The 8,267-nt window shown below is 52.3% G+C and carries 8 protein-coding genes; 5 read left to right on the forward strand and 3 right to left on the reverse strand.

The window, feature by feature from the left end; genetic code table 11:
• Positions 1-250 precede the first annotated feature (250 nt).
• Together adh and V2P20_RS01440 are read left to right on the forward strand one after the other, a co-directional pair.
• Complete coding sequence (adh, locus tag V2P20_RS01435) at positions 251-1,771, forward strand: aldehyde dehydrogenase (protein ID WP_331815316.1); 1,521 nt, start codon at positions 251-253, stop codon at positions 1,769-1,771.
• 10 nt (positions 1,772-1,781) lie between these two features.
• A complete protein-coding gene (locus V2P20_RS01440; RefSeq protein ID WP_331815319.1) occupies positions 1,782-2,144 on the forward strand; it encodes a DUF779 domain-containing protein in 363 nt (120 codons plus the stop codon).
• A 285-nt stretch (positions 2,145-2,429) separates the two neighbouring features.
• Here V2P20_RS01440 and V2P20_RS01445 read toward each other — a convergent pair whose 3' ends face one another.
• Entirely contained in the window at positions 2,430-3,002 is a 573-nt protein-coding gene (locus tag V2P20_RS01445) for a hypothetical protein (protein ID WP_331815322.1), read from the reverse strand.
• Positions 3,003-3,234: 232 nt separating this feature from the next.
• Between V2P20_RS01445 and V2P20_RS01450 the strand changes: the two genes are divergently transcribed.
• Positions 3,235-5,211 carry an AsmA family protein gene (locus V2P20_RS01450; protein ID WP_331815325.1) on the forward strand — a complete coding sequence of 659 codons (1,977 nt, stop codon included), beginning with the start codon at positions 3,235-3,237 and terminating at the stop codon, positions 5,209-5,211.
• Between the two features lie 8 nt (positions 5,212-5,219).
• Here the strand turns inward: V2P20_RS01450 and V2P20_RS01455 are convergent, their stop codons facing one another.
• Positions 5,220-5,684 carry an alpha/beta hydrolase gene (locus V2P20_RS01455; RefSeq protein WP_331815327.1) on the reverse strand — a complete coding sequence of 155 codons (465 nt, stop codon included), beginning with the start codon at positions 5,682-5,684 and terminating at the stop codon, positions 5,220-5,222.
• Positions 5,685-5,890: 206 nt separating this feature from the next.
• Between V2P20_RS01455 and V2P20_RS01460 the strand changes: the two genes are divergently transcribed.
• On the forward strand, positions 5,891-6,214 hold the full coding sequence (locus V2P20_RS01460; RefSeq protein WP_331815329.1) for a DUF4359 domain-containing protein: 324 nt from the start codon (positions 5,891-5,893) through the stop codon (positions 6,212-6,214).
• Positions 6,215-6,400: 186 nt separating this feature from the next.
• Complete coding sequence (locus tag V2P20_RS01465) at positions 6,401-7,114, forward strand: protein phosphatase 2C domain-containing protein (protein WP_331815331.1); 714 nt, start codon at positions 6,401-6,403, stop codon at positions 7,112-7,114.
• A 394-nt stretch (positions 7,115-7,508) separates the two neighbouring features.
• Here V2P20_RS01465 and V2P20_RS01470 read toward each other — a convergent pair whose 3' ends face one another.
• Positions 7,509-7,928, reverse strand: a complete 420-nt coding sequence (locus V2P20_RS01470; protein ID WP_331815333.1) for a hypothetical protein — start codon at positions 7,926-7,928, stop codon at positions 7,509-7,511.
• Between the last annotated feature and the right edge of the window lie 339 nt (positions 7,929-8,267).

Genomic DNA, 8,267 nt, shown 5'->3' on the forward strand with positions numbered 1-8,267 from the left:
GCTTCTTGGCAGGCTAAATTAAAATGGCTACAGATCGAATGAAATAATCAGCGATATTTTTCCGAATAAGCGTGGAAGCCAGGCAAAGTTGTATAACCGAATCTTCGATGATATTGTAAGGCAGCAGTTTTTGACTCCCTTCACAATGACATCCGGATTACCAGATTCGACTTATTCATGGTGATGACGGCTGCGGTTTATTGACGGCATTGTAGATGGGGCGCACATCTATCTACTTTCGGAGACCCGCATGCGTTACATTGATCCCAATCAGGCTGGCAGCAAAGTCCATTTCAAATCCCGCTACGACAATTACATCGGCGGCGCCTGGGTAGCGCCCGTCAACGGGCTTTATTTCGAGAACCCGAGCCCGATCAACGGAAAGACCTTCTGCGAAGTTGCCCGCTCATCGGCTGAGGATATCGAAAAAGCGCTGGATGCCGCCCATGCTGCGAAAGACGCCTGGGGCCGCACGGCTCCCGCAGACCGTTCAAATATCCTGCTGAAAATCGCCGACCGCATGGAAGCCAACCTGGAAATGCTGGCTGTGGCGGAGACCTGGGACAACGGCAAGCCGGTCCGTGAAACCCTGGCCGCCGATATTCCGTTGGCGGTCGACCATTTCCGCTATTTCGCCTCCTGCATTCGCGCCCAGGAAGGCGCATTGAGTGAAATAGACCATGACACCATTGCCTACCATTTCCACGAGCCTCTGGGCGTGGTCGGGCAGATCATCCCGTGGAACTTCCCCATCCTGATGGCCGCCTGGAAACTTGCGCCGGCGCTGGTCGCGGGCAATTGCGTCGTGCTTAAGCCGGCAGAACAGACTCCGGCCAGCATCATGGTGCTGATGGAGTTGATCGGCGATTTGCTGCCGCCCGGCGTGTTGAATGTGGTGAACGGTTTCGGCGTGGAAGCCGGCAAGCCCTTGGCCAAAAATAAGCGCATCGCCAAGATTGCCTTCACCGGCGAGACCACCACCGGCCGCCTGATCATGCAATACGCCTCGGAAAACCTTATTCCGGTGACGCTGGAGCTGGGCGGCAAATCGCCCAACATCTTTTTCGAGGACGTGCTGGCCCATGATGACGATTTTGCCGACAAGGCGCTGGAAGGCTTCGCGATGTTTGCGCTCAACCAGGGCGAAGTCTGCACCTGTCCGTCCCGGGCGCTGATACAGGCATCGATCTATGACGACTTTATGGCGCGGGCCGTCGCTCGCCTGCAGCACATCCGGCGCGGCCATCCTCTGGATACCGACACCATGATCGGCGCCCAGGCTTCCAACGACCAGCTGGAGAAAATCCTCGCCTACATCGACATCGGCCGGCAGGAGGGCGCCGAACTGCTCGCCGGAGGCAAACGTTGCGAACTGGAAGGCGAGCTGGCCGGCGGCTATTATGTCGAGCCGACCATCTTCGCCGGCAACAACCGGATGCGGATTTTCCAGGAAGAAATCTTCGGACCTGTCGTTTCGGTGACCTCGTTCAAGGACCAGGCCGAAGCGCTGGCAATCGCCAACGAAACCTTGTACGGGCTCGGCGCAGGCGTCTGGAGCCGGGACATCAACACCGCCTATCATATGGGGCGCGGCATTCAGGCTGGAAGGGTCTGGACTAATTGTTATCACCTTTATCCGGCCCATGCGACTTTCGGCGGCTACAAGCAGTCGGGCATCGGGCGGGAGAATCACAAAATGATGCTCGAGCATTACCAGCATACCAAGAACCTGCTGGTGAGCTATAGCCCGAAAGCGCTGGGATTTTTCTGAAGGTTGGCCGATGAGCGTGTCCCGCGTTTCCTGCACCCCGGCCGCTGCCGAGCTGATCGACAAACTCAAGCGGTTGCACGGCTGCGAACTGTTGTTCCATCAGTCGGGCGGCTGCTGCGACGGCAGCGCGCCCATGTGTTATCCGCAAGACGAATTCCGGGTCGGTGATTCTGACGTGAAGCTGGGCGAGATTGAAGGCTGTCCTTTCTACATGGGCGCCGATCAATTCGAGTACTGGCGACACACCCATCTGATCATCGACGTGGTGCCCGGCAGGGGCAGCGGTTTCTCGCTGGAAGCGCCCGAAGGCGTGCGGTTTATCACTCGCTCGAGATTGCTGGCCAGGGAAGAAGAAGCGGATCTTGATCGCTAACATGATCCACGGATCATTTCAAATGCGCGTGTAGGTGCGAATTCATTCGCACTGCATAGCTCACAGTACACGGGCGTTTGTTCCGAGTCGAATGAATTCGACCCTACAGATCAGCCTGTGTAGGCTGGGTTGGAGCTTTAGCGGAAACCCGGCATGGGCGGCCGGAATGCTGGGTTTACCAACCCAGCCAACCATTTCTCCGCCCCTCCGCGAGTGCAGAGACGGCGGTTATTCAGCTATACGGCGCAATACTTTATATCAGCACTGCACCGTATAAGGTCAGGCCTAGGTCTGATCCACCACTGTCACGCAAAGATTGGTCGGTTTTTTATTGGCGTCCAGTATCGGTTTCAGCGTGAATGAGACGACCGATTCCACGCCTGCATCGCCCAGATCGCTGACGGGCACTTTTTCGACAGAGATCTTATTGTCTTCGGTTTTCCATTTGTAATCAGCGTCGAAAGCCGTGTTCTTGCCGGAATTTTCCAGGTCTACTTCAAAATTGGCGCCGGAACAGGCGCCGGTCGGTTTTTTCAGATCCAGAACATGGGCGTGAAATCCGGAAGGCATGGCTTCATGGGAGCTGTCATCGATAGGCAAATGAGTGACCAGCACCAGCACGTTGTTGCCGCCGTCGGTCAATACCGCATAGCCGAAGGCGCCGGATTTGCCGTCAGTGGGTATGTCCTGATTGGTTTTGATTTCCACTTCCAGCGTTTTCTTGTCGGCTTTGCCTTCCCACTCCACTTCCACTTCCTTGAGCGTCAGATAGCCGGCCGCCTGGGCCAGAACCATGCCGCTGGTCAGTGTCAGGCCAACAGCCGATGCAAGTAACGATTTTTTGCAAATGAATTTCATAGTCAGTCTCCATCAAAAAAGTATTGATTCGATACTATTTATACATTGCATTGATGAGATAAAGCAAGTTCGGATTTCATTCATTACATATGATTCGTGTCCTTGAAAGCCATGTAGTTCCGTAATCCATGAACTCTGATGATTCCATTGAGTCTTTAAAGTCTAATCCGTGCATGAAAATCGGGTATCTCAAGCTTCAGGTTAAGCCTTGGATCAGAGAGAGGGTATTTCTATGCAGCATATCTTGAAATGGATCGGAATCATTTTGCTCGTGCTGATCGCGGCTGTCGCGCTGTTCCTGGCTTTCTTCGACTGGAACAAGCTGCGCGGGCCAATCTCATCCCAGATCAGCAGTAAGCTGGACCGGCGCTTCGAGATCAAGGGCGATCTTGATGTCGATATGGCCTGGACACCCCACATTACAACCTGGACACCACGCATTACGGTCAACGAAATGGAATTGGCCAATGCAGATTGGGGCAGCAAGCCGGAAATGCTGACGCTGGACCGCCTCCAATTCAGCGTCAGGCTGTGGGACTTGTTGAAAGGCGATGTCGTGCTGCCGGAAATTCATCTATCCAAGCTGAATGCCCAGTTGGAAAAGAGCGCCAAAGGCAAGGGCAACTGGGAGTTTAAAACCGACAAGAAGGACGAAACCGACCGCACCGAGATTCCCAAAATTAACCAGCTGACGCTCAAGGACAGCAAACTTGTCTATCGCGATCCAACTACGGACACGGAACTGAATTTGACCGCATCGGCCGCCGGGGCGGCGAAAGAGCAGGGCGTCAACTTGCAGGGCAAGGGGCGTTTCCAGGGCGAGCGCTTCACGTTGAAGGTACAAGGCGGTTCCCTGCTGGAGTTATGGGAAAAGACCAAACCCTATCCCGTCGATCTGAAAATGGCTGCCGGCGATACCTGGGTGGCGGTCGAAGGTACATTCGCCGATCCGGTACAATTGCAGGAGCCCAAGCTTACACTTGACCTGCGGGGCGACAGCCTTGCCAAGCTGGCGCCTTTTATCGGCGTGCCTCTGGCCGAGACGCCGCCTTATAAGTTCAGCGGCCATGTGACGCGCTCCGGCGAGCGCTGGGTCATACACGATCTGAAAGGAAACATGGGCAGCAGCGATATGGCCGGCAATGTTGAATACAGCTCGCCTGAAGATCGCCCTTTTCTGAAGGCCGACATCAAGTCCAAGCGGCTCGACTTCAAGGATCTTGTCGGTTTCATAGGCGCTGACCCGACGCCGGAAGAAGGCAAGAAGAATCCACGCATTTTCCCCGACAAACCCTACAATCCGGAAGCCATGCGTTCCGCCGATGCGGATGTGAATTTCTATAGCGACAACATCATCACGCCCAATCTGCCGTTTGACGAATTTAAGACGCATATGAAAATGGACCACGGCATGTTAACGCTGGACCCTTTGAATTTTCGCATCGATATCGGCCAGATTGCCTCCACCATCCAGCTCGATGCGAGCAAGGACCTTATCGCCACGAAGGCCGACGTCAATATCCGCAAGGTGCCGCTCAAACGCCTGTTGGCCGATACGCAATTTAAAGAAGAAAGCGACGGCATGTTCTTCGGCCAGATCAACCTGGATACGACCGGCAACTCGGTGGCCGATATGCTCGGCCACGGAAACGGCGATGTTCTGCTACTGATGGAGCAAGGTCACGTCAGCAGGCTGTTGGTAGAATTGCTTGGTCTTGATGTGGCGAAATCGCTGGGCTTGCTGCTGACCAATGATAAAAGCACCCGCGTACGCTGCATCATCGGCAGCTTCAATGTCAATCAAGGCATCATGAAGACTTCGCCGTTTGTGATTGATACTGCCGATGCAAATATCACTATCGCAGGCCAGGTCGATCTGGGCAAAGAGACCGCTGACTTGCAGATCATTGCCCATCCCAAAGATGTTAGTTTAAGCGCAAATGCGCCATTGAATGTCAAAGGGCCGTTCAAGTCTCCGTCAGTGAAGCCGGACACGACCACTCTGGCCGCCAAGGGCGCGGCTTCGGTCGCTTTAGGCGCGCTGCTGACGCCGGCCGCCGCCATTATTCCGTGGATCGATTTGGGATTAGGCAAAGACAGCGCCTGCCATGCCATGATTGACGAGGCTAAAGCGGAGAGTGCCGAGACAGCACGGAAAATACAGCAAAGCAGGCCCGGCAAAGCGCCGCTGAAAGGGAAAGGCAAATAGGACGTCTGTTAGCGCGCCAAGCGGGGGCTATGGCGTCGATAAAATTCGCGCAGATACCTGACGACTTCATCGGGCCTGTCCAGCGGCAGGAAATGCCCGCCGCGCTCGACTGTCGCCATCTCGGCTCCAGGCACAAGCCGGCGATCCTGCTCCCGCTCATCGGGTCTCGTCCAGTCCTGGCTGCCCCAGAGGAAGAGCGCCGGAACCCTGATGCGGGCATAATCATTGGCCGCTGTCTGCCAGCTTCCGGCATTTCGAAGCAGGCTGATGAACGCCCGGTAATGGTTTTTCCGGTTGCCCGTCAAATACATCTCTTTCAGCAGCTGCGGCGGGATGCTGTGCGGATCGGACACGCCGCCTTCGAGTATGTTCTTCATGATAAAAAAATTCCGAAGGCGCATTACCGTCTCGCCGAGAACAGGCATACCGGCCGCCATTACCACCAGCCGGGCCAATAATGAGCTGCGCGCCATGCCCCGGCCCTGCGGGGAGAGCCCAATGCCGGTTTATCAACTCAGCCTATCCCGCTGAAAGCTGCGGTGTTCAACGCGGCAAATGGGATAAAATCGTCCGTGCGTAACATCAGTTAACAATAGCGTTAAAAATAGGGTTAAGTTCTAATAAACTTTATCCCTGATTTTTTAGCTTTTTCAGAAAAACACATAACCATCGAGGTTCCATGAAACAATTTTTGATCACCCTTGTCCTGATCGCTTTATTAGGTCTTTTGGCATATACCAACCCGAACCTTGACAACTACGATCAATTCATCAGCCAGCGGATCACCGAACAAGCAAGAAAAGAAAAGGACCCTGTCATTGGCGCGATTAATTCTTTGTTCGGCGGTTTCGCCGCCAACCTGATGACCAAACAGACGGTGCGGAAGGATTATGTTTTTTTCAGCACTTATGACACGACGATTGGCGATAAACATATGCGGGCGATTGGGGTGCTGAATAATTTTTATGTCACGGAAGATCTTGAATCCAAATCCGGCAATTGACATTCTTAGGATTCGGCTAAAAATAACTTCCGATATCCTTTCAGGTTAAGGTCCTTTCCGCTAATTGCCGCTCCCACCCCAGTTGCCCGAATTGAAAACAAGGCCATTACTCAATGCCAAATCCTTGGCCCGTCGAAGTGATTTCGGCCAGTGACAATCGGGGATATTGGCGAGCAGGAGAATTGCATGAATAGCATCGATTTTGCTCAGGGTACGCATACCGGATTGCTGCGCGAAGGAAACGAAGACAGCTGTCTTGCATCGCCGAGGCTTGGCTTATGGATAGTCGCGGATGGCATGGGCGGGCATGAAGCGGGCGAAGTGGCAAGCAGGATAGCAGTTCAGGAAATAACGCACAGCATCGAGCAGGGCCTGCCGCTGGTTGAGGCTATCGAAACCGCCCATCGCGCGATACAAGCCGCTGCCCGGCGCGGCGAGGGCGCTGCAGGCATGGGTTCGACCGTGGTCGCTGCAAAGCTGGATGGGCTGCACTATGAAATCGCCTGGGTGGGCGACAGCCGCGCTTATTTATGGAATGGCTCATTGCACCGGCTTACTACTGACCATTCCTATGTACAGCAGCTCCTGAATGCCGGCTTGATTACCGAAAGTGAAATTCCGGAGCACCCTTATCGCCATGTTATTTCCCAGGCGCTAGGCGTGGGAGGATCAGGCGCGGACAATATCAAGGTCGATCTGGTGTCGGGCGAATTAGGCGAGGGCGATGCCCTGTTGCTTTGCTCCGACGGGCTGAGCGGTGAAGTTGCTGACGGCGATATCGACGCCATTCTGGCCGAAACCGCTGGCGCTCAAGCCAGAGTGGATCGCCTCATTGCAGCGGCTCTGGAAGCCGGGGGCAAGGATAATGTGACGGTGATTGTGCTTGCTCCGAAGGATTGAAGACATCCAGGAAGCAGAAATAACTGGGCTCGAAGTGAATATAGTATCCGTTCTGTTGCCTCTATCGCATCCAATGAGGAAAGGAACGGTTCTGGCAATGACCGCTTAATTTAGTGAATTTGCTGGTAGCTGCCAAAAAGGCGATTCTGAATCGACAGGCAATAAAAAAGGCCTTTGGTTTGCACCAAAGGCCTTTGGAATATGGAGCTGGCGATGGGAATCGAACCCGCGACTGGCTGATTACAAATATTAAATTCACCTTTAAAAGTAAATTAAATCAATGCCTTGCAATGTTTTTCGCAACCAAAAACAGTCTCAATAAGCCGTGTATAAGCCATCGATCATCTAGCGTAGCTACGATTTAGCTACGGCGGATTAGTGGGGCTAGATAGCACTAAAATACATACTTATTAATAATTACATTAGGATCATATTGCGTTTGAAGTGGCTTTAACTCCTTAAATATTGAAACTGCTAAATCTTCAACTTCTTTTGCAAGAATCTCGAGAGCTTCCGTCTTTTCAGCGGCATCAAAAATTTTGCGGGTGCCATCAGGTACAGATAGTAATTCTCGATATTCTCTAACCGCTAATAATAATGATAAATGACTTCTTGTTTTCTCAACTAAACCAAGACGCATATAAGCAGGAAGCTGAAGGTCTCGATTCATATGATAACCAATCGCAGCTAAATCATAGCTACTTAGTCTTTTCGCAACTATTTTTTTGTAATTAGGCATATCCGCGATTATATTTTTCATTAACCTAATTACACATTTTAAATTTCCTGAATATAAATCATCTTTTTCATTCACACATTTAATATGGGTGAATGGATAATTTAAAATAAACTCGTGGTTTTTTTGTGGTAAATTTTAATTCCTCGGTCGTGCTCTAATCCCGATTTTTGATACTTTGTGCTGTCAAACCAGATGGCTGGAACTACATCAACTTTTCTAGCCAGACTTCCACCGCTGAGTGTAATGCACTTATCACTTGAACAATCAACATTGGCAGCGGGAAAATTATTAGGAAGAATTAATTTTCCATCATAAGGTTTAAACCACCGGCTTTAGCCGGTCAGCTTTAGCTGCGATAATCTGGCCAAGGAGGTGGCAATGGACTATAGATACGGCAGCCATACGGTTTACCAA

The organism is Methylobacter sp. Wu1 (genome assembly GCF_036553575.1).
Classification (GTDB): domain Bacteria; phylum Pseudomonadota; class Gammaproteobacteria; order Methylococcales; family Methylomonadaceae; genus Methylobacter.

Bases quoted from the DNA above. Each gene is read 5' to 3' on its own strand.
- V2P20_RS01465 (WP_331815331.1), top strand. From the start codon at position 6,401: ATGAATAGCATCGATTTTGCTCAGGGTACGCATACCGGATTGCTGCGC.
- V2P20_RS01455 (WP_331815327.1), bottom strand. From the start codon at position 5,684: ATGGCGCGCAGCTCATTATTGGCCCGGCTGGTGGTAATGGCGGCCGGT.
- adh (WP_331815316.1), top strand. From the start codon at position 251: ATGCGTTACATTGATCCCAATCAGGCTGGCAGCAAAGTCCATTTCAAA.
- V2P20_RS01460 (WP_331815329.1), top strand. From the start codon at position 5,891: ATGAAACAATTTTTGATCACCCTTGTCCTGATCGCTTTATTAGGTCTT.
- V2P20_RS01440 (WP_331815319.1), top strand. From the start codon at position 1,782: ATGAGCGTGTCCCGCGTTTCCTGCACCCCGGCCGCTGCCGAGCTGATC.
- V2P20_RS01445 (WP_331815322.1), bottom strand. From the start codon at position 3,002: ATGAAATTCATTTGCAAAAAATCGTTACTTGCATCGGCTGTTGGCCTG.
- V2P20_RS01450 (WP_331815325.1), top strand. From the start codon at position 3,235: ATGCAGCATATCTTGAAATGGATCGGAATCATTTTGCTCGTGCTGATC.